The organism is Ruegeria sp. BC6 (genome assembly GCF_056539185.1).
In genome coordinates this window covers 393,800-420,593 of sequence record NZ_JBQFUM010000002.1, presented here as the reverse complement: position 1 = coordinate 420,593, position 26,794 = coordinate 393,800, and the positions used below count along the sequence as shown (strand labels likewise).

Sequence of the window (26,794 nt, the reverse complement as noted above, 5' to 3'; positions counted from 1 at the left end):
GGGCGGGATCAGTTGTTGAAAGGGTCAGATGTCGATGTCCAGCGTCACCGGATAATGATCCGAGGCCGTGACCAAGGCATCGCGCAACTCCGGCACCGTCCAGCAGTGCTCGTCCCGGAACGGGTGCCAGATGCGCCAGACCGGACTGCGGACCCTCAGATCCTCGCTGATCATGATGTAGTCCAACAAAGCCTCAAGATATTGGCCTTCCTTCGGACGGGCAAAGCGCGCGGTCGATGGGATCCAGCCCGGCCGAGGTCGAAGTGCCTGTGCGGGATGCGGATCGTACAGGCCGGTTTCCAGAAGGATTTCCACCGATGACCGCCCGAAAAGATGTTCGAATTCATCCAATCCCGGCCCGTCATTCAAGTCGCCCAGCAAGATCACCGGTTCAGCAGCGGCTATGTGCGCGCGCACCCGACGCGACAGCCAGACAGCCTGCGCCAACTGCTTGCGGCGGTTGGCGATCGAGATGCGCAAGGCTTCGTCGCGCGATTGGGCTCCGTGTGGTGCCTTGGACTTCAGATGTGCACCGATCAACCGGAACTCGAACCCGGCCCGAGTTCGGACCGCCAGTTCCATGGGGGGTTTTGAAAACCGCACCAGATCCTCGGTCGCGTCAATGTCCAGATCGATCCGAAACTCGCCGTCAAAGCGGGGGAGATCGTCGGGATCGGGGCTGCCATCTTGCACTCCTTTCGGGTCGTGCCGGGCGGTCAGGGCCTCGGGATCATACAAGAGGGCCAGTTCCTGATGCGTATCGTTGGCGAAACCCATGATCGCATTGGATGTACGCAAATCGAACGTCTCAGCGAAATGCTGCAAGGCACGCACCGTGTTTTGCGATTTGCCCGTATTCGGCGCCTCGACGATCAGCATGGCGTCGGCGTCGACGGCCGTCAGCACCGTCGCAATGGCCTCGATCTGCTGTGCCTTGGTGACATTGTGCCGGCCCGACCAGCTGTCATCGACAACCAGTTCATCATTGCGGTCGAACAAATTGGCGAACCATTCAATGTTGTAGGTCGCCAGACGCATCGTCTCAGACCCGCGCGCCGTTGATTTCATCCCAGGCGCGGTTGATGTCGATCATCTTTTTTTCGGCAAGGCGAATTGCTTCTTCGGGAACACCACGGGCCATCATCGCATCTGGATGTGTGTCACGCACAAGCCTGCGCCAGATTTTTCGGATCTCGGGTAGTGGAGTGTCAGGGGTCACGCCCAGAACGGTGTAGGGATCCTTGGGCGCATCTGGAACGAAGCGCGCACGCAGGGCTTTGAACTGTGCATCGGTCTGGCCAAAAATCCGCGCCACATCCTCCAGAAACTCGTTTTCGTTGGGGTGATAGAACCCGTCCGCCATGGCGATGTGAAACAGCCCCTCCATAAGGTCGCACAGGGTGGTGCTGTCTTCGGCAAACATGCGCGCGATCTTGCGTGCGTATTCCTGATACCCGGCCACATCCGTCCGGGCCATGTTGAACACGCGCGCCGCGCCGGCCTCTTCCTCCGGCGGAATACGAAACACCTCGCGAAACGCGGTCACCTCGTCGCGGGTCACCTGCCCGTCCGCCTTGGCCATCTTTGCGCCCAAAGCGATGACAGCAATCGCGAAGGCCACCGAGCGTTCGGGCGGCGTGCGCAGCTTTTCGAAAACGGCCGTCAGGCTTTCACCTTTGGCAAGCGCGCTCAGCGCCTCGGATATGCGGGACCAGATCGACATGGGCGCACACTAGCGCGCCGAGTACGGACTGTCAGGTGCGACCATTCATTCCGGAGCCAGAATTTTCTGCATCAGCACAAGATCCAGCCAACGCCCCCATTTTTTACCAACTTCCGGCATTCGGCCGACCGTTTCGAAACCGACCGCCGCATGAAAGGAAATCGCGCCCGGGTTCTCGGCCGAGATTCCAGCGACCAGAACATGCACGCCTTGCGATCGCGCCACCTCCTCCAAGGTTCGGATCAGCGCGCGACCCGCGCCGCGCCCCCGGCCTTCAGGAGCCAGCAGGATGGTGTGTTCCCGGCTGTGCGCATATCCGGGACCCGAGCGAAAACCGCCGTAAGTCGCAAATCCCACGACACGGCCGTCAAGTTCGGCAACTTGGAACGCCAGCCCTCGCTCGTCGATATCCCGCGCGATTTCTTCGGGGCTTCGCTCGGTCGTGGTAAACGTGATCAGCGTCTCGCGGATTATCGAATTGGTGATCTCCGCAATTTCAGCCGCATCCCGGGGCAAAGCCGGGCGAATGATCATTCCAGCACCCGCGGTCCGTGCGGCGTTTCAAATTCAGCCCGCAGAGCCGCAGGCCCGGAATCAAAAACTACCCTGTCGAGCGGGCCGAGCAATTGCGCCAAATCCAGCGCGTCCGGGTGAAAGACCACCAGCCGCCGCAGGTGGCAGCCACTTGCCCGCAGCATGCCAGCCGGATGCAAGTCACCTTGCCATTGAATCAAGGCGGGAAACAGGTTGTCGAACGGCAAACGCCCCGATCCCGGCACCGCCATCTTCCACCGCAAGGCACCACGATCAAGGTCATGGATATCGCCTATGTCGATTGAGAATCCATCGACATAGGCCTGCAGATCCGAAACCTGGCAGACCCAGTTGCTGAGCCGCGGCTGCCCCGAGAAACGATCAAGATCAAACCAACGTGGCCGCCCAGGATCGGCAGCTTCCGGGTCAATCGCGATCGCTTCAAGATACAGGCCCTCGTCCAGCCCAAGAAGCTTGTTGTAGGTGCCGAATTTTCCATGTGTGCCACCGGGCACCATCGGAATACCCAAGGCCTGCTCTACATGCGCGACCGCCTCGTCCAAGGTCGACGCGGCCACCGCCAAATGATCAAGCTCCATAATTGCGCCTCCAGCGTCTAAAACCGACCTCATGCCATCGGATACCATGAAAATTCCGATCGGGCACTTCATCTGACACCAAACATCCCCGCGGGCGATGCCCGAGGCCGCAGGCATCGCGCACAAGGGGGCAGAAAGCCCCCCAAAGTCACAGCTCAGGCGCGCGCCTCGCGGATCAGGCGCAGAATGTCCTGCGCCGCCTCGGGAATGTTGGTCCCCGGCCCGAAGATCGCCTTGACCCCGTGATCATACAGGAACTGATAATCCTGCTGGGGGATGACACCACCGCAGATAACGATGATGTCCTCGGCGCCAGCCTTCTTCAGTTCTTCCACCAATTGCGGCGCCAGTGTCTTGTGACCTGCCGCCTGGCTGGAAATGCCAACCACATGCACGTCATTGTCGATCGCGTCCTGCGCGGCCTCGGCCGGGGTCTGGAACAGCGGACCGACGTCCACGTCGAAACCGATATCGGCGAACGCGGTGGCGATCACCTTGGCCCCGCGGTCGTGACCGTCCTGGCCCATCTTGACCACCAGAAGACGCGGGCGGCGGCCCTCTTCCTCGGCAAATTCCTCGATCGATTTCTGGATGGCGGCAAAGCCCTCGTCACCTTCGTAAGCTGCGCCATAGACACCAGCCAGCGTTTTCACTTCGGCCCGATGACGGCCGAATTCCTTTTCCATTGCCATGCTGATCTCTCCTACGGTTGCGCGGGCACGCGCGGCCTCGACGGCGGCTTCCAGCAAGTTGCCCCCCTCTTTCGCGCGCCGGGTCAGTTCGTCCAACGCAGCCTGACAGGCGGCCTCGTCCCGGGTCGCGCGGATGCGTTCCAGCCGGGCGATCTGCGCCTCGCGGACGGCCTGGTTGTCGACCTCGAGGATCTCGATCGGGTCTTCCTTTTCCTTGCGGTACTTGTTGACGCCGACGATTACTTCTTCGCCACGGTCGATCATGGCCTGACGGCGCGCGGCGCTTTCCTCGATCCGCAGCTTGGGCATGCCGCCGGCAACCGCCTTGGTCATGCCGCCCATCTCCTCGACCTCTTCCATCAGGGCCCAGGCTTTTTCGACCAGTTCATTGGTCAGGCTTTCCACATAGTAGGAGCCAGCCAACGGATCGACCACATCGGTAACGCCGGTTTCTTCCTGCAACACCAACTGTGTATTCCGCGCAATTCGGGCCGAGAAATCGGTAGGCAGAGCAATCGCTTCGTCGAGCGCGTTGGTATGCAGCGACTGCGTGCCCCCCAACACCGCGCTCATCGCCTCATATGCGGTGCGGATCACGTTGTTGTACGGGTCCTGCTCCTGCAGCGAAACGCCCGAGGTCTGGCAGTGGGTGCGCAGCATCTTCGAGCGGTCCGACTTGGCCCCGAATTCGGTCATCACCCGGTGCCACAGCGTACGCGCGGCGCGCAATTTGGCGATCTCCATGAAAAAGTTCATGCCGATGGCAAAGAAGAACGACAGACGGCCAGCGAACTTGTCCACGTCCATTCCCGCTTCGATGGCTGCGCGCACATATTCGCGCCCGTCGGCCAGGGTATAGGCCAGTTCCTGCACCAGGTTCGCCCCGGCCTCCTGCATGTGGTAGCCCGAGATCGAGATCGAATTGAACTTGGGCATCTCGTTCGAGGTGTACTCGATGATGTCCGAGATGATCCGCATCGAGGGCTCGGGCGGGTAGATATAGGTGTTGCGGACCATGAACTCTTTCAGAATGTCGTTCTGAATGGTGCCCGCCAGAACCGACTTGTCATGGCCCTGCTCTTCGCCGGTGACGATGAAATTGGCGAGGATCGGAATCACTGCGCCGTTCATCGTCATCGAGACCGAGACCTGATCCAGCGGAATGCCGTCGAACAGGATCTTCATGTCCTCGACACTGTCGATCGCCACCCCGGCCTTGCCCACATCGCCCACCACGCGCGGGTGGTCGCTGTCATAGCCGCGGTGCGTGGCCAGATCGAAGGCGACCGAAACGCCCTGCTGACCGGCCGCGAGGTTGCGGCGGTAGAAGGCATTCGATTCTTCGGCCGTGGAAAAACCTGCATATTGGCGGATGGTCCACGGGCGGCCCGCATACATGGTTGCCTTCACTCCGCGTGTGAACGGCCCGAAGCCGGGCAGCGACCCGATATGCGGCAGGTTCTCGATGTCGTCCTGCGTGTAAAGCGGCTTGACCTCGATCCCCTCCAGCGTCGTCTTGGTGAGGTCTTCGACAGGGCGCCCACGCAACTCTTTTTCGGCCAGGGCGCGCCAATCCTTCGTATCGGTCATAGCGTAATCCTCTTGTCTGTTCCCGTCGCGGGCCCGAATGGCGCGCCGAGGGGCTGGGTATGAATATGGAGGGGCCGACCCGGCGCACGGCAGGTTCGATCATTCAATTTTTTGATCGTCGCACGCATTTCGCCGGTCGCATTCGCGGCAACTGGGTCTATATTCAATGGAACAGGAGACCACATGACCCGCACGCTTGCCCTTGTTTTGTCAGCTTTTTTGCCTGTGGCTGCCGTCGCCGCCGACGGTGCGGCCCCGGATGAAACCGCATATATCCGGCCAGCCGGAGACAGCGATCTGAACGAGTTTCTGTGGACACACCGCCCCATAGTGGTGTTTGCCGATACGCCAGCCGATCCCCGGTTCCAGCAGCAGATCGACATGTTGCTGGAGGGCGAAGACATGATGCGTGACCGGGATGTCATCGTGCTGACCGACACCGACCCTTCGGCGCGATCCCCGATCCGGACGCAACTGCGCCCGCGTGGGTTCGCGATGGTCTTCGTCGACAAGGACGGTGTGGTGAAGCTGCGCAAGCCCACGCCGTGGAGCGTGCGCGAGATCAGCCGGTCCATCGACAAGACCCCCCTGCGCGAACGCGAAGTCCGCGAGCGGCGCGAGGGGCGCTGACGACCCAGACCCGCCCGGCGCAAGGGGTCTGCCACGCCCGCCCCATCCGCGCCGTCGGTGCAGATGGCGGCCGAACGGGCAAAACCCACATTTTCCGGGCAAGCGCACATGGGCGTTATTCGAACTCCATGATCACGTCATCGACGGCGAGGCTGTCGCCCGGACCGGCGTTGATCTTGGCCACCACGCCCCGGCGCTCGGCGCGCAGGATGTTCTCCATCTTCATCGCCTCGACCGTGCACAGCGCCTGACCTTCCTGCACCTCTTGCCCGACCTCGACATCGATCTTCACGATCAGGCCCGGCATCGGGCACAGCAGCATCTTCGAGGTGTCTGGCGGCAGTTTCTCGGGCATCAGCTTGGCCAGTTCGGCAGCGCGCGGCCGGCGCACATGCACCTTCAGGTCCGCCCCTCGGTTGCGGATGCGGAACCCGCCCGAGATCTTGCCCACCTTCAGCACGAGCGGGCTGCCGTCCACGTCCAGAACCGCAAGCTGGTCGCCGGGCGTCCAGTCCGAGCTGACGCGCAGGGCGGCGCCGTCCTCGAACTTGACCGTGGCACCGTCGCGATCTGCATTCACTTGCACTGCGTATTCTTGCCCCTGCAACGTGACCACCCAACGCTTGCCGACCTTGCGTTCGTGGTTGTCCATCCGGCCCGAAACGCGGGTACGGCGGATCTCGGCCACCCGGTGCATCGCCGCGCACGAGGCCGCGATGCGGCGCAGGTCGCCTTCGGGCAGTTCGACACCGTTGAACCCATCGGGGTATTCCTCGGCGATGAAGGCGGTGGTCATGTCACCACTGACGAATTTGGGGTGATCCATCACCGCCGACAGGAACGGCAGGTTGTGGCCGATGCCTTCGACCTCGAAACTGTCCAGCGCCACGCGCATCGCCTCGATCGCCTGCTCGCGGGTCGGCGCCCAGGTGCACAACTTGGCGATCATCGGGTCGTAATACATGCTGATCTCGCCGCCCTCATAGACGCCGGTATCGTTGCGCACGGCTGTCTCGCCACTGGGCGCATCGCCCTGCCATTTGCCGTTTTCCAGCAGTGGCCCCGCGGCCACCTCCTGCGGCGGACGATAGCGGGTCAGCCGCCCGATCGAGGGCAGGAAGTTGCGATAAGGATCCTCGGCATACAGCCGGTTCTCGATCGCCCAGCCGGTCAGCTTGACGTCGTCCTGGGTGATCGACAGCGGCTCGCCTGCGGCGACGCGGATCATCTGTTCGACCAAATCGACACCGGTAATCAGCTCGGTCACCGGGTGCTCGACCTGCAGGCGGGTGTTCATTTCCAGGAAGTAGAAATTCTTGTCGCCATCCACGATGAATTCCACCGTGCCCGCGCTGGCATAGCCCACGGCCTTGGCCAGCGCCACGGCCTGCTCGCCCATCGCGCGGCGGGTCGCCTCGTCGAGGAAGGGCGACGGGGCCTCTTCGACCACTTTCTGGTTGCGGCGCTGGATCGAGCATTCCCGCTCGCCCAGGTAGATGCCGTTGCCATGGGTGTCGCACAGAACCTGAATCTCGATGTGGCGCGGTTGCGTCACGAATTTCTCGATGAAGATCCGGTCATCGCCGAAGGAATTCGCCGCCTCGTTCTTCGAGCTTTGAAAACCCTCGCGTGCCTCCTCGTCGTTCCAGGCGATGCGCATGCCCTTGCCGCCGCCGCCGGCGCTGGCCTTGATCATCACCGGATAGCCGATCTGCTGGCTGATCTTCACCGCCTCGTCCGCATCCTCGATCAGGCCCATGTATCCGGGAACGGTGCTGACATCGGCCTCCTGCGCGATCTTCTTCGAGGTGATCTTGTCACCCATGGCATCGATCGCCCCTTTCGGGGGTCCCACGAACACGACGCCTTCGGCCTCGAGCGCTTCGGCGAATTTCGCGTTTTCGGACAGGAAGCCATAGCCCGGATGCACCGCCTGCGCGCCGGTCTGGCGGATGGCGTCCATCACCTTGTCGATCACGATGTAGGACTGGTTCGCCGGCGGGGGGCCGATGTGAACCGCCTCGTCGGCCATTTCCACATGCAACGCGTGCTTGTCGGCATCCGAGTAGATGGCGACAGTGCCGATTCCCATTTTCCGAGCGGTCTTGATGACCCGGCAGGCAATCTCGCCTCGGTTGGCGATCAGGATCTTGTTGAACATGGAACGTCCTCTGTCTTTGTGTTCTGGACAAACGAAAACGCCGTTGCCGGGCTGATGCCCCGCAACGGCGTTCCGTCAAATGATGACCGGGACGGCGCGCGCCCCGGAAAACCGGTATCAGTTACAGTTGTTTTGCGTCTTGCAATACAGCACGTTGCCGGCTGCACCGACCGCAGCGCCAAGGATCGGATCCGCGCTGAGAACCGCAGCTCCGACAGCCCCGACACCGCCGCCAAGCAGCGCCTGTTCCCCGGTTGAATCACCGCAGGCTGCCAACCCGCCACAGGTTGCGAGCGCAAGGAAAACTCGTGAGATTCGCATGTATACTGCCCCTTTTGGTTTCTTGTCGAATTGAACAGCAAATGCCTGAAACGGGCTTTGTTATTCAATATCAAACGGGGTGAAACAGGGCTTTGCGCAGGTTTTTGCCGCCTTGGCTCCGCAGTTCGGGCAAAGAAAAGCGCGGGCAGGTCTGTGTTGGAAACACGGTCCTGCCCGCGGAAGGAAGGGGTACGGAATAGTAGGTGCATGTGCGGCGCAGGCAAAGTCGAGCCGCACGGCCCGATCACCTTGCACAGCAAAAATGCGGCCGCCAACGGATCAATTGCAACGCCGGAAATTCCGGCTGGAAATTGCCCATTCCCGGAAACGGCGCGCAGGTTCGTGCCGAAAGAGCCCGGTTTGCAACGGGTTCCGGCACAGACTTCAGCCATCACTGGGCGCCGACTGGACCGCATATCCGGTCGCCGCCGGATCGCGCTCCAAGCAGATGAACCCATAATATTTGGCTGAAGGCTCATGCTGAACTACGCCTCCCCACCGAAGATATCGGGGAAGGATTGCCGCGCGGTCTCAAAGTCGATCTTCAGCAACGCATCATAGCTGGCCGGATCGAACGGATCCTCGGCAGGCACGACCTCGCGCCCAAACAGCCAGCTGAGGCGACCAGCGTCCAGATTTCCGCGTTCAAACGGCTGATCCCCGAAATGCTCCCACAAAGCTTCGAGGAATGCTGTATCGGCACGCTTGTCCGCGGCTTTTCGGTCCCGATAGCGTTCACGACGGGTCAATGGCGTCACGCCCTTGGGGTTTGCCCGGCGGATCGTGAACTGGAAATCGGTTCCCGGCAGCCGTCCGGGGAAACCACGGTGCTTCAACATGCCGGCACCTCGTTCAAAAAACCGGTCCGCGACGGGCACCCGCGCAGGGATGAATGTGTCATGCGTATCTCCAAAGCCGCATCAGTTTCTCGGAATGCTCCGACGACATGAGATCGGGAAATCATGTTCAGAGTCCCTCCCAGATACATGCGGATTGCTCCAACCGGTAGGCTTCAAAATACTGCGTCGCATCCGGAGACGAGTTGCCGAATTCCACCGGGCGGTCGGACAGCGAGATCACGACCCGCGCCGGGCTGAGTTGATGGTGCGCGACATAAGGAATGGCCAGTGTCTGACACAGATGCTCCATGTCGGTCGCGGCCACGTCATAGCCGATACCGCCCACCTCATCGCCAATCTTGGGCGCGACAAATCGAAACCGCAGCCAGAGTTCGCCCGGGTTGGTATCGACCAGAACGTCCTCAAGTGTCACCGGCTGGCCGGATGGAACCGGCAACAGGTTCCCGTCCTGCGCGAAACCGGGCGATCCAAAACACATGAATGCCAGAACAAGAGTGCGACCCCGGACCCGCCACAGGCAGGCTCCTCCTTCCGGGGTCGCAGGCGCCAGGATCATCTCCTGCGCTGTTCCGTATCTGGTGGCTGGGATCATGAAACGGTTTTGTGTCAGCGGTCAATCAGGAACATTCGTGGATCGAACCGGGGCAAAGCGCCCCGGCGGATTACAGCGGAATGTTGTCGTGTTTCTTCCAAGGGTTCTTCAGCTGCTTGTTGCGCAGGCTGGCAAAGGCCCGCGACACACGGCGGCGCGTCGAGTGCGGCATGATCACCTCGTCGATGAAGCCGCGTTCGGCCGCGACAAACGGGTTGGCGAACCGATCCTCATAGTCCTGAGTGTGCTTCGCGATCTTATCCGGGTCTCCCAGATCGGCGCGGTGGATGATTTCGGTTGCACCCTTCGCGCCCATCACCGCGATTTCGGCGGTTGGCCAGGCATAGTTGAAATCACCGCGCAGGTGCTTTGACGCCATGACGTCATAGGCGCCGCCGTAAGCCTTGCGAGTGATCACGGTCACCTTGGGCACAGTCGCTTCGCCATAGGCAAACAACAGTTTGGCGCCATGTTTGATGACACCGCCATATTCCTGGCTGGTGCCGGGCAAAAAGCCGGGAACGTCCACCAGGGTCAGGATCGGAATCTCAAAACAGTCGCAGAACCGTACAAACCGTGCGGCCTTGCGGCTGCTGTCAATGTCCAGACACCCCGCCAGAACCATCGGCTGGTTGGCCACCACGCCGACGGTCTGCCCCTCAAGCCGGATGAAGCCGGTGATGATGTTTTTCGCGAAATCCTCCTGGATTTCATAGAAATCACCCTCATCGGCTACCTTGGTGATCAGTTCCTTCATGTCGTAGGGGGTGTTGGGGTTTTCCGGGACCAGCGTGTCCAGAGAAGTCTCGATCCGCCCCGGCTCGTCAAAGAACGGGCGCACGGGCGGCTTTTCCCGGTTGTTGAGCGGCAGGAAGTCGACCAGCCGCCGCACTTCGGCCAGCGCCTCGACATCGTTTTCGAAAGCGCCATCAGCCACACTGGACTTCTTGGTATGGGTCGACGCACCGCCCAGTTCCTCGGCGGTGACGACCTCGTTGGTGACCGTCTTCACCACGTCGGGGCCGGTCACGAACATGTACGACGTGTCCTTGACCATGAAGATGAAGTCGGTCATCGCCGGGCTGTAGACCGCGCCACCGGCACAGGGGCCCATGATCACCGAGATCTGCGGCACCACGCCCGAGGCCATGATGTTGCGCTGGAACACCTCGGCATAGCCCGCCAGCGAGGCAACGCCTTCCTGGATTCGCGCACCACCCGAGTCGTTGATGCCGATTACAGGCGCGCCGTTCTGCATCGCCATATCCATGATCTTGCAGATCTTCTGCGCATGCGTTTCCGACAGAGAACCGCCAAACACGGTAAAGTCCTGGCTGAACACATAGACCATGCGACCGTTGATCGTACCCCAGCCGGTCACAACGCCATCCCCGGCAGGTTTTTGTTTTTCCATGCCGAAATCGGTGCAGCGATGGGTCACGAACATGTCGAACTCTTCAAAGCTGCCCTCATCGACCAGCAGCTCGATCCGCTCGCGCGCCGTCAGCTTGCCCCGCGCATGCTGCGCATCGATCCGTTTTTGCCCGCCACCCAGGCGCGCGTCCTCACGGCGGTTCTCAAGCTCGGCAAGGATGTCCTTCATCACGATTTTCCCCTGTCAAATTTGTGGCGACAATATAGATTGCTCCGCATCACCCAAAGGCCTTTTCGGCAAATTTGCAAATTTTTGGCAATTACATTTCTGGGAATTGCAAATCAGTTAATGTTTGTGCATCGGCATGGCCTTTCCCGAATACCGGAATTATGAGTGAACCATGCAGTTCAGTTCCACGTCTACGCACCGCTCTCCGCCCAAGCTGCTAACGCTTGTCCTGCTGTCGGGATTGTCGGCGCTCAGCATGAACCTGTTCCTTCCCAGCCTGCCTTTCATGGCGGTGTATTTTGAGGCCGACTACAAGGTCATGCAGCTGTCGATTGCGTTGTATCTGCTGATCAACGCCGTTCTGCAGATCCTGATCGGTCCGATCGCCGACAAGGCCGGGCGGCGGCCGGTGCTGCTGTGGGGGCTGGTGCTGTTTCTGCTGGCAACGCTGGGGTGCATCTACGCCCCAAACGTCGAGACATTTCTTGCCTTCCGCATGGGGCAGGCAGTTATCGTCGTGGGGATCGTCCTCAGCCGTGCAGCGGTGCGCGACATGTATGACCAGGATCAGGCCGCATCCATGATCGGTTACGTCACTATGGGCATGGCCGTCGTGCCGATGATCGGACCCGCCATCGGGGGTATTCTGGAGGAAAGTTTTGGCTGGAAGGCCAATTTCTGGCTGCCTTTCGGACTGGCCGCCTTCGCGCTGGCGCTGACCTATCATGACTTCGGAGAAACCTCGGCCAAGAGCGGCAAAACCCTGATCCAACAGTTTCGGGAGTATCCCGAACTGCTGACCTCTCCGCGGTTCTGGGGGTATTCGCTGTCATCCGCGTTGTCGTCTGGCGCGTTCTTCGCCTATCTGGGCGGCGCGCCCTTCATCGGCACCGAGATCTTTGGCCTGACCGCCGCCGAAGTCGGAATCTATTTCGGCGCCCCTGCCGTCGGTTACTTCTTCGGGAACTTCATCAGCGGCCGGTACTCGGTACGCTATGGCGTGAACCGGATGGTGCGCTGGGGCTGCTGGCTGAACGCAATCGGCGTCGCGTTGTCGGCGGTTCTGTTTCTGGCGGGTTGGGGCTCGGCGCTCAGCTTTTTCGGGTTCATGACATTCGTCGGCCTGGGCAACGGCATGTCGATCCCGAATGCAACCGCCGGATCGCTGTCCGTGCGGCCACATCTGGCTGCGACCGCATCCGGGCTAAGCGGCGCGATCATGCTGGGCGGCGGCGCAGCTCTCAGCGCCCTGGCCGGTGCGATGCTGACCAATGAAACCGGCGCCATGCCGCTGTTGTGGTTGATGTTGGCCACATCGGTTCTGGCCATCGTCGCGATCAGCAGCGTGATCTGGCGGGAACGTCAACTCGGCTTCTAGCCATCTTGCACCCGGGACTTTGCAAAGTTAGCCTGCGCAGGCGGAATAGCTGCAAAGAAAACCCGATGGCCACTCAGAAACTCTACGCAGGTGCAAAGCTGCGCGAAATGCGGACGCGTCTGACGCTGACGCAAAAGGAATTCGCCGCCAAGCTGGGCGTGTCCCTGCCCTATCTGAACCAGATGGAGAACAACAACCGGCCGATCTCGACCACAGTTGTTCTGGCGCTGGCTCAGGAATTCGGCATGGATGTAACCGAGCTGAGCACCGGCGATAGCGAGCGTCTGGTCTCGGACATGCGCGAGGCGTTGGCCGATCCTGTATTTGCGGATGCCATCCCCCCTCTGGCGGACCTGCGGCTAACGGCGTCCAATGCCCCCGCATTGGCGCGGTCCTTCATCGAGCTGCACAAAGCCTACCGTCAGACCCACGAGAGGCTCGCCTCGCTGGACGAGGCCCTCGGACGCGAGGACGCGCGCATTCAGGCCAGCCCGTGGGAAGAGGTGCGTGATTTCTTCCACTATTGCGACAACTACATCGACGCGGTCGATCGGGCCGCTGAACGGTTCGCCGCCCGCGCCGAAGGACCGGGAGGCATTCGGCAGGCAGCACTGGACAGCCTGAAGGAACGCGGAGTTCAGGTGATGTTCGAAGACATTCCGGCCCTGCGCAGCTATGACAACGCTACAAAGACTTTGCGCCTGTCCTCGCGCGCTGCGCCGCAGACCCAGGTCTTTCAACTGCTGCTGCAGGTCGCACTGATCAGCCAGGACAAACTGCTCGAGGCCACGCTGGACTTTGCCAAGTTTCAAAGCGACGAAGCCCGCTCGATCGCCAAGATCGGCCTCGCAAACTATTTCGCCGGCGCGTCGCTGATGCCTTACACCGCCTTTCTGTCAGCGGCCCAGGAGGACCGGCATGATCTTGAATTGCTGAGCAACCGGTTCGGCGCGTCGATCGAGCAGGTTGCCCACCGCTTGTCCACGCTGCAGCGACCGGGCGCCAAGGGCATCCCGTTCTTCTTTGTGCGGGTCGATCAGGCGGGCACGATCACCAAACGCCATTCGGCCACGCGGCTGCAATTTGCGCGGTTCGGCGGGGCCTGCCCGCTTTGGAACGTGCACCGGGCCTTTGAAACGCCTGGTCATTTCCTGCTGCAATTGGCGGAAACACCCGACGGGGTTCGGTATATCTCGATCGCGCGCGACGTTTCAAAGTCTGGCGGGTCCTTCGGTGCGCCAGTGCGCCGCTATGCCATCGCCCTCGGGTGCGAGGTCCGGCACGCCGAAGCACTGGTCTATGCCGACAATCTGGACATCAACAACACCAGCGCCTACGAACCGATCGGGATTTCCTGCCGCATCTGCGAACGCCAGACCTGCCACCAACGGTCCGTGCCACCGCTGGAGCGCCGACTGAAGATCGACGCCCATACGCGCGGCACGCTGCCCTACGAAGTCACCTGAGCTGAAAAACGGAAAGGGCAGGATCAGATCCTGCCCCCTTTTTGGTTCACGCTTTGCTCAGGATCGACCAGATCTGATCCTTGAGCGCGGCCCGCTTTTTGCGCAGTTCGCCCTCGGCCAGGTCTTCCATCGGCTCAACATTGGTTTCCGCCCGATGCACCATACGGTTGAGTTCGTGATATTCGTCCGCAAGCCGGGCGAAATGGGCATCGGTCTGCTTGAGCTGGCTCATCTGTTCAACCTTGTCCGGGAATTCCTCGGCCAGTTCATGCGGGGTATGGGACATTCCTGCTCGCTCCTTCAGTTTGGTTTCGCACTACAGCTAGACCCTAATACCAAAGCTGACTTTGACTCGGATCAATTGAAAGGGGAATGTTTTCTTCGCGGTCGCGTTCCCCTCCCCGGCAATGCCTTCAACGCTGTGCCTCAGCCCATTTGGGGTGAATCCATGGCCGGCCATTGGCCCGGGGCAGCGGGTCTTTGCCCAGCAAATGATCCGACATCTTTTCGCCCACCATGATCGACGGCGCGTTCAGGTTGCCGTTGGTGATCTGCGGGAACACCGAGCTGTCCGCCACGCGCAACCCATCCACCCCGATGACTCGGCCCTGCGGGTCGACGACCGCGTTCGGGTCGTCCGCCCGCCCCATCCGGCAGGTGCCGCAGGGATGATAGGCGCTCTCGGCATGTTCGGCGATGAACCCGTTCAGTTCTTCGTCGGTCTGCACGTCAGCGCCGGGCTGGATCTCTTTGCCCGCATAGGGCTTGAACGCGTCCTGGCCGAAAATCTCGCGGGTCAGGCGGATGCAGGTGCGGAAATCCTCCCAGTCTTGCTCGGTGCTCATGTAGTTGAAGCGGATCACCGGCGCGTCCTCGGGCTTGGCAGAGCGCAGCGTCACAGCCCCGCGCGAGGGGGAGCGCATCGGCCCCACATGCGCCTGGAAGCCGTGCCCCTCGGCTGCGGCCTTGCCGTCATAGCGCACAGCGATGGGCAGGAAGTGGTACTGGATATCCGGGTACTCGACCCCCGGCTTCGACCGGATGAACGCCGCGCTTTCAAACTGGTTCGACGCGCCAAGGCCGGTCTTGGTGAACAGCCACTGCGCCCCGATCAGGCCCTTGCCGAACAGGTTCCAGTATTTGTACAGCGTGATCGGCTGCAGCGAGGCCTGCTGGATATACAGTTCCAGGTGATCCTGCAGGTTCGCCCCCACGCCGGGCCGGTCGGCGACCACGTTGATGCCGTGCTCGGCCAGATGCGCGGCGGGTCCGATCCCCGACAACATCAGAAGCTTGGGCGAGTTGATCGACGAGGCCGCCAGCACCACCTCGCGCCGGGCGCGCACGATCTGCGTTCGGCCACCACGGATCAGTTCGACCCCGGTTGCGCGGCCCTCCTCGATCACCACGCGCGTGGCAAGGCCCCGCACGATATCGCAGTTCGGGCGTTTCAGCGCGGGCTTCAGATAGGCATTGGCCGCCGACCAGCGCCGCCCTTTCCAGACGGTCTGCTCCATCGGGCCGAAGCCTTCCTGTTTCTCGCCGTTGTAGTCGTCGGTCAGCTCGTACCCCGCCTGCCGCCCGGCCTCGACGAAGGCCTTGAACAGAGGGTTCTTGCGCGGCCCCCGCGACACATGCAGCGGGCCGTCGGTTCCGCGCCATTTCGGGTCACCGCCATGGCCGCCGTCGTGCCAGCTTTCCATCCGTTTGAAATAGGGCAGAACATCCGCAAAGGACCAGCCATCCGCGCCCATATCGGCCCAGGTGTCAAAGTCGCGCGCATGGCCGCGCACATAGACCATCCCATTGATCGAGGACGACCCCCCGATCACCTTGCCACGCGGGCAGGCCAGCTGCCGGTTGTTCAGGTGGGGTTCGGGCTCGGACTGATAACCCCAGTCATAGATCGGCATGTTCATCGGATAACTCAGCGCCGCCGGCATCTGGATGAACGGCCCGGCATCGGTGCCGCCGTGCTCGATCACCAAAACCGAGGCCCCTGCCTCGCTGAGACGATAGGCCATCGCACATCCGGCGGATCCGGCGCCGACGATGACGAAATCTGCTTCCATGGTCGTGTCTCCATTGGCCCCAACCGGTGGCGCCGGATGTCCCGTGCGTTGCCACCAGTGGGCGTATCTTCAAAATTCGAAAGAGGTCATTCGCCGCGCGGGAAGCGCTGGCTTTCCTCAAGGTTGTCCAGATTCATGTGGTTGCGCATGTAGCGCTCGGACGCTTGCTGCAGCGGCTGATAATCCCACGGGTAATAGCCGCCCTGCCGCAGCGCCTCGTACACGACCCAGCGCCGCGCCTGGCTGGCGCGTACCTCGGCGTCGAACCGGTCAAGATCCCAGCGCGCCTCGGACTTGGCGCGCAGGGTTTGCAGCGTACCGGCGTGTTCGGGCTTGCCGGCCAGGTTCACCAACTCGTGCGGGTCGGCCTCGAGGTCGAACAGCTGATCGGGGTCCAGCGCGCAGCGGTTGTATTTCCACTTGCCATAGCGCATCGACACCAAGGGCGCATAAGACGCCTCGGCCGCGTATTCCATCAGAACCGGCGCGGTGCGCTCGGTGCCGTTGGCCAGCGGCACAAGGTCCTGCCCGTCCGTCCATGGGGCAATCTCCGACATGTCGATACCCGCCAGCGCGCCCAGCGTCGGGGTCACGTCTATGGTCGAAACCGGGGTGTCGATGCGGCCCGTCGGCAGGTCCGGCGCCGAGATCATCAGCGGCACTCGGGCCGAGCCTTCGTAGAAGTTCATCTTGAACCAAAGACCCCGCTCGCCCAGCATGTCGCCGTGGTCCGAGACGAAGAGGATGATCGCCTCCTGCCGGGTGGTTTCCAGCACGTCGAGGATCTCGCCGATCTTGTCGTCCAGGTACGAGATATTGGCGAAATAGGCCCGGCGCGAGCGGCGGATGTCTTCTTCGGTGATGTCGAAACTGCGCCAGTCATTGGCATCGAAGATGCGCTGGGAATGTGGATCTTGGTTTTCATAGCCCAGATCGCCGACCTCGGGCAGTAGGTGCTCGCATTCCTCGTACAGGTCCCAGAATTTGCGCCGCGCAACATACGGGTCATGCGGGTGGGTGAAGCTGACGGTCACGCACCACGGGCGGTCATCCTTGCCACGGGCCAGATCATAGAGCTTGGCCTTTGCGTGATAGGCGACCTCGTCGTCATACTCCATCTGATTGGTGATCTCGGCCATGCCTGCCCCGGTAACCGAGCCCATGTTGTGATACCACCAGTCGATGCGCTCGCCCGGTTTGCGGTAATCCGGGGTCCAGCCGAAATCGGCCGGGTAGATGTCAGTGGTTAGGCGGTCCTCGAACCCGTGCAACTGGTCGGGGCCGACGAAATGCATCTTGCCCGACAGGCAGGTGTAATAACCCGCGCGGCGCAGGTGGTGGGCATAGGTGGGAATGTCGCTGCGGAACTCGGCCGCGTTGTCATAGACCCCCGTGCGCGAAGGCAACTGGCCCGACATAAAGCTGGCCCGTCCTGGCGCGCACAGCGGCGAGGCCGTGTAGGTATTGGCAAACCGCGTTGACCGCGCCGCCAGCTTCTTGAGGTTAGGCGCGTGCAGCCACTCGGCGGGACCGTCGGGAAAGAGGGTACCGTTGAGCTGATCCACCATCAGGATCAGAATGTTGGATCGTGTCATTTTTCGGCCTCGAGCAAGGTCGTCAGGACGCGCATGGCGTGGGTAACCGCCAGTTGCGGTTCCTCGGGCGCGGACAAAGCGGCGCGGATGTACAGACCGTCGATCAGAGCGATCATGTTCTCGGCCGCTTCGACCGGGTCCTTCATCAGCGGGCGCAACGCGTGGATCAGGTTCGACCGGATCCGCGCCTGATAGATCTGCCACAGGCGCAGCGCGTCATCGTTGGTCTGGGCCAGAACGTAAAAGGTCATCCACGCGGCGATCACGTCGGGGGTAAAGCAGGACGGCGCGAAACAGGCGCGGATGATGGCCTGGGCGCGCTGGTCCGGTGCCGCGGCTTTCAACTCAGCCCGGGCCTCGGCGCCAAAATCGCCAAGGATACGCCGCATCGCCGCCAGAAAGATCTGGTCTTTCCCCCCGAAGTAATGGTGCGCGAGGGCGCTGGACATGCCGGCGCGTTTGGCGATCTGACTGACGGTTACATCCAGGGACTTCTTGGACCCCAACTCGGCAATCGTCGCCCTGACGATCGCATCGCGCCGGATCGGCTCCATTCCGAGTTTTGGCATAACCGCCCCCAAACCTAGTCTCAACAGAACAAACGCTAAGGGCTTTTTATTGACTCGTCAATCAATAACGTTGCCCTTGGGGGCTCCGGGGCTTTTACAGCTTGGGGGCAAGGCTTGGAGGGGTCAAGCCACTGCGGTTCAGGACGGCCTCGCGCCAGGTTATGAAACTGACCGCTGCGAGGATCAGCGTCCCCCCGGCGACGACCCAGATATCGATGCCCTCGTGAAACACGAGCGCACCCAGAAGCGTGGCCCAGATCAGCTGCAAGAAGGTGACCGGCTGAGTCACCGCGACAGGTGCAGCCTGCAAAGCCAGGGTCATGAAGTAGTGCCCCGCCGTTGCAAAACTGGCGATCATGAACAGTACGCCGATGTCGCGCAGGCTGGGCGGAGTCCAGACGGCGATCGCAAAAGGGATAAGAAACAACGTCGTCCAAATCGACAGATGCGCCACAACGACCGAAGGCCGCACGTCCTGCACCATCGCTTTGGCCAGCAGGTACGACCCCCCCAACATCAGCGAGGTGCCCAGCATCGCCAGATGCCCGGCGGAAATCTCGCGGAACCCAGGCCGTAGAATGATCACAGCGCCCACGATGGCGACAAGCACGGCCGCGATACGGCGAAAGGCCATCGTCTCGCCCAGAAAAAGCGCGGCGCCCAAGGTCACATAGACTGGCGTCAGGTAGTTCATCGCAGTCACTTCCGCCAGCGGGATACGGGTCATCGCAAAGAACCACAACATGACCCCGACCGCATGTACGGCCCCACGCAATCCGAACAAGGCGATATGCCGGCGGGTCAGATGCGTGGTCAGGATCGCCCGCATGGCTGGCAGCAGAAAGACCAGCCCCAAAGCATACCGCAGGAACGCAGCCTCAATCGGATCCATCGAGGTACCCAGAGATTTGACCAAGGCTGTCATCGCCACAAAGGACAGCCCGGCGCTGAACATCCAGAACATTCCGGCAAGCGGGCGGGATTGGGTGGCGATCGTTGTCATGGGTCCGGTTGAACACGGAAACCCGGCGACGAACAAGCCTCTACATTGCGACCAGCTTCCAGGCGATCGCCAACATGACGATACCGATCAGCACATCCAGCACCTGCCATGCCCTGGGCCGGGCGAAAATGGGAGACAGCACCCTGCACCCATATCCCAGAGAGAAGAAGAAAACGAAACTGGCGGACATGGCACCGATGGCGAAACCCATCCGGTCTTCATACTGCGCCGAAATCGAACCGATCAGCACCACCGTGTCCAGATAGACATGCGGATTGAGCCAGGTGAAAGCCAGAACGGTCAGCAAGGCCGCGCGCAGACTTGTACGCTTCGCCTCTCCGACCTCAAGCGCGGCGCCGCCGCGCCAGGCTGACGCCAGACTGCGCAGTCCGTACCACGTCAGGAACAGCGCGCCGCCGTATCGCATCATCGGCTCGAACCACGGCGCCGCAGTTGCCAGGCTGCCGAAACCCGCGACACCTGCGGCGATCAGAATGGCGTCCGACACGGCGCATGTCAGGCACAACACAAAAACATGCTCGCGTCTGAGCCCTTGCCTGAGGACAAACGCGTTCTGAGCGCCGATTGCCAGGATCAAACTGAAGCCAAGCGCAAAGCCGGCGATGACGGATGTAGACATGGACCCTCCTGTTCAGGTCCGTTGACTACGCGACAGATACGCATGTATCAAATTAAAGATAATGAGCCATAATTAGATCTTCTAATGCACTTGGACCCACATCACCTGGCCGCGTTGGCCGCTATTCTGCGGCATGGCAGCTTTGACGCCGCCGCCGCTGAACTGGCGGTAACGCCATCTGCGATTTCGCAACGGATCAAGGCGCTGGAGGATCGGGTCGGCGTATCGTTGATTCACCGCGGCACACCCTGCACCGGAACCCCGGCTGGCTTGCGGCTTGCCCGCCATGCCGAAGACATCGGCCTGCTTGAAGCGCAACTCAATCGCGAGCTTTCGCTGGAACAGGGCACAGGCCCTACCCGGGTCAGGATCGCGGTTCCGGCGGATGTTCTGTCCACCTGGTTCATAGACGCGATGGCAGCCGTTGATGATATGCTTTTTGACCTTGTGATCGACGATCAAGATCACTCGGCAGAATGGTTGCGGCGTGGAGATGTCAGCGCTGCCATCTCGGTCGGCGGGCAGACCGTCCCGGGATGCGATTCCATTGCCCTCGGCACGCTCAGATACCTGCCGACGGCAAGCCCCGAGTTCATGGCTCGTTGGTTCCCTCACGGAGTGAATGCTCAGAGCCTGTCGCGGGCACCCTGCTTGACCTTCAACAGGAAGGATGCCCTGCAAAAGGCCTGGATCCATGCGCAAACGGGTAGCCGGCTGTCTCCGCCGACCCACTTTCTGCCCTCGTCTCACGGGTTCGTAGCCGCTGCTGCCGCAGGTTTGGGTTGGGGGATGAACCCAGCGCATCTGGTCCAAAGCGCGATCGCGGATGGCCGTCTGCGCGAGCTTGTGCCCGACACCCCGCTGGATGTGCCTCTGACCTGGCAGGTCGGGCGCATCCTTGCACCGGCGCTTTCACCGTTGACGCGAGCGGTCCGGAAAGTTGCGGCGCAAGTGCTGGCAAACCCGTAACACCATGCTGTGATCGATGGCTCAGGTGGCGTGTTCCGCATCCTTCGGCTGCGGCGTGACCAGACGATAGCATGCGATTGCGGACCAAAAACTGCACAAGGTGAGGAAAGCGACGGCCAGTGCGACCTCATTCATATGCGCAACCGCCGCCAACCCGGCCGACCCGACAATCGCCACGAGCCTGCAAATGCTCTTGATCGCGGCCGACGCCTTGACCCGCTGTTCCTTGGGCGCGGTGTCGATGAAGTACAGCTTGCGCGCACTGCCGATGCCGGTTGTCGCGACGGTTGCCACGAACAGTGCTATCGCGTGTAGGTGAACGTCGTGGTCAAGATGCAAATAGTGAACCGCAACCAGAACGACGCCCGTCACCCCCACCATCAACGACCCGGCCACCATGACCGCCCGGTGTGATTTCATGTTCACGAGCTGCCACAGGGGCGCGGCGACCAGATAGCCGGTCGCCGACGAAATGATCAACGCCGTCAGTCCCTTGGCCGATCCATGATGCGCCTCGGCTGCGATCAACGCAAAGAACGGCACCGACAGAGAAACCCCGACCAGCGGCAGCCGCATGGTCAAATACCGTCGGAACCAGGCGAATTCGAACATGGCCCGCGCGTCCGACAGGAACTGCCCCGCCGCTCGGCGACCGGTTTGCGCCTGGGGTTGCGACCGCGACAGTTCCGCAAGGGCAAGAATGGACAATCCGGACAGCACAAAGAACCCGGCAGACACCGCGATCACGGTCGAGTGACGCGAGAATGGCGGGTTGTCCGAAGTCAAATGATGCAGCGTCAGTGTTAGCCCGATGGCCCCAAGCCCCCCTGCCCCCAGCTGAAGATAGCTCATCCAGATCCGGGATTTCGAGCGCAGGTGATCCCCCCAAAGGTCAGTGAACATCAGCGCCTGGACCTCCTCGATCATGCCGATTGCAAAGAAGGCTAGGACGAAAGCCGCAGCCACCATGGGCGAGCCCCCGATCGCCGCAACCACGATGGCTGCCAGCAGGCACGCACCAATCGCGACCTCGGTCATGGCAATGGAACGTTTCTTTTGCTGCTTCGCGGACACAGGGACAGCAAAGAACATGTCCGAAATCATGTTGCCTGCCTGACGCACGGAAACGAGCGCCCCGGCAAGAAACATGGGCATCTCCAGGGAGACCGCCAGAAACGGCAAGACGATCGAAGGGCTGCCCATTGTCCACGCCACCTGGGACAGCACGCTTTGGCTTGCCAGAACCGGCACATTTCGCCGCTCCAATTCCGTGGGTTTGCCTGTCATGTCCTGTCGTGCCGGCCCCGACCCGTCTATCGCAAGGTCTCTGCCAGCTCCTTTTTGCGCGGTTCAACCCTAAGGGTATGCGCAGTACCCACATGCGCCAAGGACCAACTGCGACGCAGGCAAAAAAAGAAACCCGGCCGTGTTCGGCCGGGCTCCAAAAACTACCGAGTGCGACGCTTAGAGTTGCGCCATCACCTCGTCGGTGGCCTCGAAATTGGTGGTCACGCGCTGAACGTCGTCATCGTCCTCAAGCGCCTCGACCAGCTTCATCAGGCGCTGCATGTCCTCAAGGCCCAGTTCGGTGGTGGTCGTGGGTTTCCACACCAGCTTGGTGGATTCAGATTCACCCAGAGCCGCCTCGAGCGCACTGGACACTTCGTTCAGGTCGGTATCCGCGCACCAGATGATATGACCGTCTTCCGAGCTTTCCACATCCTCTGCCCCAGCCTCGATGGCCGCCTCGAAGATCGTGTCGGCATCGCCGGCCGATGCGGGATAAATCACTTCGCCTTTCCGGTCGAACATGAACCCGACCGAGCCGGTCTCGCCCAGATTTCCGCCATTCTTGGAAAAGGTCGAACGCACGTTCGACGCAGTACGGTTGCGGTTGTCGGTCATCGCCTCGACGATCACGGCGACACCGTTGGGACCATAGCCTTCGTACCGGATTTCTTCGTAATCCTCACCGTCGCCCGCCTGGGATTTCTTGATCGCGCGTTCGATCACGTCCTTCGGCACCGAGTTCGACTTGGCCTCTTTGACCGCCAGACGCAAGCGCGGGTTCTTGTCGGGATCGGGGTCGCCCATCTTGGCGGCCACGGTGATCTCTTTCGACAGCTTGGAAAACAGCTTGGACCGCGCGGCGTCCTGGCGCCCCTTGCGGTGCTGGATGTTGGCCCATTTTGAGTGGCCTGCCATGTTGCGTCCTCGTAATCGTGATTGCGTATTCGGCGCACATATAGACGTTTGCGGGGCAAAGGATCAAGACACCCGCTTGCTCGTGCAGTCAGCTCTTTTATGGTGGCCCAATGACGACAGATCAGATCATTCTCTTTGCACTCTTTATCACCGTATTCGGTCTGCTGCTTTGGGGGCGGTTCCGCTACGACCTTGTGGCGTTTGCCGCCTTGATGGTCGGCGTGATCCTGGGTGTTGTTCCGGTTGACAAAGCCTTTGCAGGGTTCGGCCATCCGGCCACGATCATCGTGGCGCTGGTGCTTGTGGTCTCGGCCGGGTTGGTGCGGTCGGGTGCGGTGTTCCTGATCACCCGCACGCTGGTCGATGCCTCGCGGGGCCTCGGCGCGCATATCGCTTTGATGGGCGGGATCGGAGCGGTTCTGTCCGCCTTCATGAACAACGTGGCGGCGCTTGCGCTGCTGATGCCTGTCGACATTCAGACCGCGCGCAAGGCGGGGCGTTCGGTTGGGCTGACGCTGATGCCGCTGAGCTTTGCCACCATTCTGGGCGGCATGGCCACGTTGATCGGCACACCGCCCAACATCATCATCGCGTCGATCCGACAGGAAACCCTGGGCGAGCCGTTCCACATGTTCGATTTCGCCCCGGTTGGCGGGCTGGCGGCCATCGCAGGTCTGGCCTTCGTCGCCCTGATCGGCTGGCGACTGATCCCCAACCGCGGCGAACAGACCGAGAGTTCGGAAACGCTGGCGGAATATATCGCTGAACTGACAATCCCGGCTGAGTCTCCCCATATCGGCAAGCGCGTCGCCGAGCTGGACGAGGTCGCCGAGAAATCCGACGTCGCCATCATCGGCCTGATCCGGGACGGCAAGCGCCGCTATGGCCGCGCAGCAAACGCGATCCTTCAGGAAGGCGACGCGCTGGTGCTGGAAGCCAGCCCCGAGGCGCTGGACGAGTTCCGTGCCGCGCTGAACCTGGATTTCTCGGATGCCCGCCGGCAAGAGCTGCTGACCGCGGCCGGCGACGGGTTGGAGGTGATCGAAGTCGTCGTACCCGAAAGCGCCCGCATCAATGGCCGAACGGCACAGGGGCTGGGGCTGGCCTGGCGGCAGAACACGATCCTGATGGGCATTTCCCGCCAGGGCCGGCGCATCACCCAACAGGTCCGCAAGACCGAGGTACAGCCGGGCGACATCCTGCTGTTGCTGTGCCCGCGCGACCGGGGCGCGGACGTGACCGAGTGGCTCGGCTGCCTGCCTCTGGCCCAACGCGGCCTGAACGTGACCGCGAATGACAAAGCGTGGCTGGCCATCGGCCTGTTCGCCGCTGCCGTTCTGGCCGCCAGCATCGGCCTGATCTACCTGCCCATTGCGCTGGGGCTTGTAGTGATCGCCTATGTCCTGACCAAGATCATCCCGATTACCGAGATCTACAATCAGATCGAATGGCCGGTCGTGGTCCTGCTGGGCTCGATGATCCCGCTGGGCAGCGCGCTGGAAAGCTCGGGTGGGACGGAACTGATCGCGAACGCGCTGGTCCAACTGACCGACGGCCTGCCGGCATGGGCCATCCTGACGGTTCTGATGGTCGTGACCATGACGCTGTCGGACGTGCTGAACAACACAGCAACCGCCATCGTGGCCGCGCCGGTGGGCATCCAGATGGCGCGCACGCTCGAGGTTTCACCCGATCCGTTCCTGATGACGGTGGCGGTGGCCGCCTCGGCGGCGTTCCTCACCCCGATCGGGCACAAAAACAATACGCTGGTGCTGGGGCCCGGCGGCTATCGTTTTGGCGACTATTGGCGTATGGGCCTGCCGCTGGAAATTCTGATCGTGGCGGTTTCGGTCCCGGCGATCCTCGTGTTCTGGCCGCTGTGAGGGCTTGCGTGACTGCCGGACCGCGCGCTAAGGGCAGCGCATGAAACGCTTTCTGATCCTGCAGCTGCGCCCCGAGACCGATGCCTCGGACGCCGAATATGCCTCGATCCTGAACCGGTCCGGGCTGACACCCGAGCGTACCCACCGCATCCGTCTGGATTGCGAGGCCCTGCCCGAAGGTCTTGACGTGACCGACTATGCTGGCGTGATCGTGGGCGGCGGGCCGGGCTGCGTCAGCGACGACCCGGCCAGCAAATCTCAGATGGATGCCCGAATCGAGGGCGCGATCATGGGGCTGATGCCGCAGATCACGGCGCACGATCATCCTTTCATGGGCTGCTGCTATGGCCTGGGCATTCTGGCCGCGCATCTGGGCGCGCCGGTCAGCAAGGACCGCTATGGCGAGCCGGTCGGCCCGTCGCGCTGCCACCTGACCGAGGATGGCGCCCGCGACCCGCTGACCGCCGGGCTCGAGCCCGACTTCGATGCCTTCGTCGGTCACAAAGAGGCAGTGCAGGCCCTGCCCGCGGGCTGCGTGCATCTGGTCGCGTCAGACCCCTGCCCGTTCCAGATGATCCGCTGGGGCCAGAATGTCTATGCCACGCAGTTCCACCCCGAAGCCGACGCCAAGGACTTTGAGCAGCGCATCCACATCTACAAGGACCACGGCTATTTCCGTCCCGAGGACGCCCAGCCGCTGATCGAACGCTGCCACGCGGCCGAGGTCACGCAGCCCGGCGAAATCCTGCGCCGTTTCGCCCAGCGCTACGGGTGACCCAACGGCGCGGTTGCCTGACCGGGGACCGCGCGCTTAGGTTGGACCGAAACGACTTTGGGAGGGGTTGTTTTGGATCTTCTGATAAACGTGGGCCTGCCGGTTTCGCTGGCCATCATCATGCTGTCTTTGGGCATCGGGCTTGAGGCGGCGGATTTCCGGCGCGTGATCAGTCGGCGTTATCCGTTTGCGATCGGCGCGGTCTGCCAGGTCGTTCTGCTGCCGGTCGCGGCCTTTGCCACGGTCAAAATGTTTGCCCTGCCGCCGGCAATTGCGGTCGGGTTCATGCTGCTCAGCTTTTGCCCGGGCGGCGTCACCAGCAACATCCTGTCGAAACTGGCGAAGGCCGATGTGGCGCTGTCGGTCAGCCTGACGGCGGTGATCAGCCTGCTGTCGATCGTCACGGTGCCGGTTCTGGCGGCCTGGTCGATCGACCACTTCATGGGCGAGGACGCACCCGAAGTGTCGATCAGCGGTCTGGCGCTGGCGATGTTCCTGATCACTACACTGCCCGTCGCCATCGGCGTTGGCCTGCGCCATTTTGCAACCGGTTTTGCCGACCGGATCGACGGCCCCCTTTCGAAACTGGCCACCATCCTGTTCGTGTTGATCGTGATCGCCGCGCTGGCTGGAAACTGGCAGCTGTTCGTCGACAATCTGGGCATCATGGGCGCCGGGCTGATCTCGCTGAACCTCGCGCTGCTGCTGATCGGGTTGGGGCTGGCGCGGGCGGCGAAACTGTCGTGGAATGAGGCCAAGACCATCTCGATCGAAACCGGCATCCAGAACTCGACCCTGGGCATCACGCTGGCGGCCCTGATCACCGGAACCGAAAGCGGCTTCAGCCCGCTGGCCCTGCCCTCGGCCGTCTACGGGATCACCATGTACGCCGTCGCGATCCCCTTCATCGCCTGGTACCGCAACCGCTGAAAGG

The 26,794-nt window shown here is 61.9% G+C and carries 25 protein-coding genes; 7 read left to right on the top strand and 18 right to left on the bottom strand.

Annotated features, from left to right (window positions below):
* Positions 1-24: 24 nt before the first annotated feature.
* The 5 genes from ACR0MM_RS09535 to scpA form a co-directional block, all read right to left on the bottom strand.
* Positions 25-1,038: an endonuclease/exonuclease/phosphatase family protein gene (locus ACR0MM_RS09535; protein WP_480695819.1), complete on the bottom strand. Its 1,014-nt coding sequence runs from the start codon at positions 1,036-1,038 to the stop codon at positions 25-27.
* 4 nt (positions 1,039-1,042) lie between these two features.
* Positions 1,043-1,723 carry a molecular chaperone DjiA gene (locus ACR0MM_RS09530; protein WP_170340209.1) on the bottom strand — a complete coding sequence of 227 codons (681 nt, stop codon included), beginning with the start codon at positions 1,721-1,723 and terminating at the stop codon, positions 1,043-1,045.
* 45 nt (positions 1,724-1,768) lie between these two features.
* Positions 1,769-2,257, bottom strand: a complete 489-nt coding sequence (locus tag ACR0MM_RS09525) for an N-acetyltransferase family protein (protein ID WP_480695817.1) — start codon at positions 2,255-2,257, stop codon at positions 1,769-1,771.
* On the bottom strand, positions 2,254-2,856 hold the full coding sequence (locus tag ACR0MM_RS09520) for a VOC family protein (protein ID WP_480696013.1): 603 nt from the start codon (positions 2,854-2,856) through the stop codon (positions 2,254-2,256). Before ACR0MM_RS09520 ends, ACR0MM_RS09525 begins: the two co-directional genes overlap by 4 nt.
* Before the next feature lie 155 nt (positions 2,857-3,011).
* Positions 3,012-5,177 (bottom strand): methylmalonyl-CoA mutase, encoded by a 2,166-nt coding sequence (scpA, locus tag ACR0MM_RS09515; RefSeq protein WP_367646401.1) that lies wholly within the window; start codon positions 5,175-5,177, stop codon positions 3,012-3,014.
* A gap of 144 nt (positions 5,178-5,321) precedes the next feature.
* Between scpA and ACR0MM_RS09510 the strand changes: the two genes are divergently transcribed.
* Entirely contained in the window at positions 5,322-5,768 is a 447-nt protein-coding gene (locus ACR0MM_RS09510) for a DUF4174 domain-containing protein (protein WP_170340796.1), read from the top strand.
* Positions 5,769-5,883: 115 nt separating this feature from the next.
* Here ACR0MM_RS09510 and ACR0MM_RS09505 read toward each other — a convergent pair whose 3' ends face one another.
* From ACR0MM_RS09505 to ACR0MM_RS09485, 5 genes are all read right to left on the bottom strand, one after another.
* Positions 5,884-7,929, bottom strand: coding sequence for an ATP-binding protein (locus tag ACR0MM_RS09505; RefSeq protein ID WP_480695815.1), 2,046 nt, complete (start codon positions 7,927-7,929; stop codon positions 5,884-5,886).
* A gap of 117 nt (positions 7,930-8,046) precedes the next feature.
* A complete protein-coding gene (locus ACR0MM_RS09500; RefSeq protein WP_093964781.1) occupies positions 8,047-8,250 on the bottom strand; it encodes a hypothetical protein in 204 nt (67 codons plus the stop codon).
* 485 nt (positions 8,251-8,735) lie between these two features.
* On the bottom strand, positions 8,736-9,089 hold the full coding sequence (locus tag ACR0MM_RS09495) for a hypothetical protein (protein ID WP_170340793.1): 354 nt from the start codon (positions 9,087-9,089) through the stop codon (positions 8,736-8,738).
* 127 nt (positions 9,090-9,216) lie between these two features.
* A complete protein-coding gene (locus ACR0MM_RS09490; RefSeq protein ID WP_480695813.1) occupies positions 9,217-9,702 on the bottom strand; it encodes a DUF6497 family protein in 486 nt (161 codons plus the stop codon).
* 70 nt (positions 9,703-9,772) lie between these two features.
* Positions 9,773-11,305: an acyl-CoA carboxylase subunit beta gene (locus tag ACR0MM_RS09485; protein WP_170340194.1), complete on the bottom strand. Its 1,533-nt coding sequence runs from the start codon at positions 11,303-11,305 to the stop codon at positions 9,773-9,775.
* A 172-nt stretch (positions 11,306-11,477) separates the two neighbouring features.
* On the opposite strand from ACR0MM_RS09485, the gene ACR0MM_RS09480 reads away from it, so the two are divergent.
* Together ACR0MM_RS09480 and ACR0MM_RS09475 are read left to right on the top strand one after the other, a co-directional pair.
* Positions 11,478-12,683 carry a multidrug effflux MFS transporter gene (locus ACR0MM_RS09480; protein ID WP_480695811.1) on the top strand — a complete coding sequence of 402 codons (1,206 nt, stop codon included), beginning with the start codon at positions 11,478-11,480 and terminating at the stop codon, positions 12,681-12,683.
* Between the two features lie 65 nt (positions 12,684-12,748).
* Positions 12,749-14,149, top strand: a complete 1,401-nt coding sequence (locus ACR0MM_RS09475; RefSeq protein ID WP_093964777.1) for a helix-turn-helix domain-containing protein — start codon at positions 12,749-12,751, stop codon at positions 14,147-14,149.
* A gap of 46 nt (positions 14,150-14,195) precedes the next feature.
* Here the strand turns inward: ACR0MM_RS09475 and ACR0MM_RS09470 are convergent, their stop codons facing one another.
* From ACR0MM_RS09470 to ACR0MM_RS09445, 6 genes are all read right to left on the bottom strand, one after another.
* Complete coding sequence (locus ACR0MM_RS09470; RefSeq protein ID WP_480695809.1) at positions 14,196-14,435, bottom strand: HP1242/YdcH family protein; 240 nt, start codon at positions 14,433-14,435, stop codon at positions 14,196-14,198.
* A gap of 127 nt (positions 14,436-14,562) precedes the next feature.
* Positions 14,563-16,221, bottom strand: coding sequence for a choline dehydrogenase (gene betA / locus ACR0MM_RS09465; RefSeq protein ID WP_480695807.1), 1,659 nt, complete (start codon positions 16,219-16,221; stop codon positions 14,563-14,565).
* A gap of 86 nt (positions 16,222-16,307) precedes the next feature.
* Positions 16,308-17,816, bottom strand: a complete 1,509-nt coding sequence (gene betC / locus ACR0MM_RS09460) for a choline-sulfatase (RefSeq protein ID WP_480695805.1) — start codon at positions 17,814-17,816, stop codon at positions 16,308-16,310.
* Positions 17,813-18,385: a choline-binding transcriptional repressor BetI gene (betI, locus tag ACR0MM_RS09455; RefSeq protein ID WP_170420352.1), complete on the bottom strand. Its 573-nt coding sequence runs from the start codon at positions 18,383-18,385 to the stop codon at positions 17,813-17,815. The genes betC and betI overlap by 4 nt, the downstream gene beginning before the upstream one ends.
* Positions 18,386-18,479: 94 nt before the next feature.
* Positions 18,480-19,388, bottom strand: coding sequence for a DMT family transporter (locus ACR0MM_RS09450; RefSeq protein WP_480695803.1), 909 nt, complete (start codon positions 19,386-19,388; stop codon positions 18,480-18,482).
* Positions 19,389-19,428: 40 nt separating this feature from the next.
* A complete protein-coding gene (locus tag ACR0MM_RS09445) occupies positions 19,429-20,028 on the bottom strand; it encodes a LysE/ArgO family amino acid transporter (protein WP_480695801.1) in 600 nt (199 codons plus the stop codon).
* 84 nt (positions 20,029-20,112) lie between these two features.
* Here ACR0MM_RS09445 and ACR0MM_RS09440 point away from each other — a divergent pair, with 84 nt between their 5' ends.
* Positions 20,113-20,997, top strand: a complete 885-nt coding sequence (locus tag ACR0MM_RS09440; protein WP_480695799.1) for a LysR family transcriptional regulator ArgP — start codon at positions 20,113-20,115, stop codon at positions 20,995-20,997.
* Positions 20,998-21,018: 21 nt separating this feature from the next.
* Here ACR0MM_RS09440 and ACR0MM_RS09435 read toward each other — a convergent pair whose 3' ends face one another.
* The gene (locus tag ACR0MM_RS09435; RefSeq protein WP_480695797.1) at positions 21,019-22,284 is read right to left on the bottom strand and encodes a permease; all 1,266 of its coding nucleotides are present in this window, start codon (positions 22,282-22,284) and stop codon (positions 21,019-21,021) included.
* 177 nt (positions 22,285-22,461) lie between these two features.
* Positions 22,462-23,202 carry a YebC/PmpR family DNA-binding transcriptional regulator gene (locus tag ACR0MM_RS09430; RefSeq protein WP_170340180.1) on the bottom strand — a complete coding sequence of 247 codons (741 nt, stop codon included), beginning with the start codon at positions 23,200-23,202 and terminating at the stop codon, positions 22,462-22,464.
* 110 nt (positions 23,203-23,312) lie between these two features.
* On the opposite strand from ACR0MM_RS09430, the gene ACR0MM_RS09425 reads away from it, so the two are divergent.
* The 3 genes from ACR0MM_RS09425 (at position 23,313) to ACR0MM_RS09415 (ending at position 26,790) form a co-directional block, all read left to right on the top strand.
* Positions 23,313-25,085 (top strand): SLC13 family permease, encoded by a 1,773-nt coding sequence (locus ACR0MM_RS09425; protein WP_170365637.1) that lies wholly within the window; start codon positions 23,313-23,315, stop codon positions 25,083-25,085.
* A gap of 40 nt (positions 25,086-25,125) precedes the next feature.
* Positions 25,126-25,860 (top strand): glutamine amidotransferase, encoded by a 735-nt coding sequence (locus ACR0MM_RS09420; RefSeq protein ID WP_170371600.1) that lies wholly within the window; start codon positions 25,126-25,128, stop codon positions 25,858-25,860.
* Between the two features lie 72 nt (positions 25,861-25,932).
* Positions 25,933-26,790, top strand: coding sequence for a bile acid:sodium symporter family protein (locus ACR0MM_RS09415; RefSeq protein ID WP_170369497.1), 858 nt, complete (start codon positions 25,933-25,935; stop codon positions 26,788-26,790).
* Positions 26,791-26,794: the final 4 nt, after the last annotated feature.